This window comes from Mycetohabitans sp. B3 (assembly GCF_021498065.1).
GTDB lineage: Bacteria > Pseudomonadota > Gammaproteobacteria > Burkholderiales > Burkholderiaceae > Mycetohabitans.
In genome coordinates, this window is record NZ_JAHLKN010000224.1 from 1 (window position 1) to 441 (window position 441).

Annotated in this window: 1 pseudogene; it reads right to left on the reverse strand. The window is 58.7% G+C overall.

What is annotated here, in order from left to right:
* Positions 1 to 441, reverse strand: a pseudogene (locus tag KQH55_RS16450) (non-ribosomal peptide synthetase module); the annotation flags it as partial.

A 441-nucleotide genomic window follows, 5' to 3' on the forward strand; every position in this document is an offset into this window, starting at 1 on the left:
GCCTCGGGCGTGCGCTCGACCTGCGCTTCGAATAACTGGTGGATGCATAAGTACGACGGGTAGTCCCGCTGCGTCGCATTCCACTCGACCAGCAGCCGATACCGCTCGTCGGCGTCGAGCAGATCGATCTCGCTAATCGGTTGCATGGCATCGGCAGCGAGCACTTGCATGAACCGGATAAACCGGCGCTGATGCGTGTCGAGCATCTCCGCGGTGTAGCAAGCCGGATTGGCATCAAAGTCGATCCGTAATTGACGGCTATTGGGTGTCCAATAAACACCGATCATCAGATCCTCAACCGGACCCGCGAGCAGATTATGGTTCGTCGATGAATGCCCGCCAAACGACAGCGCGTAGTCAAACGGCATCACGTTGACCTTGATGCCCAATAGTGACTGCCCCGGCGCCAGCCCAAGTTGACGCTGCAGCGCTTCGCTCGGG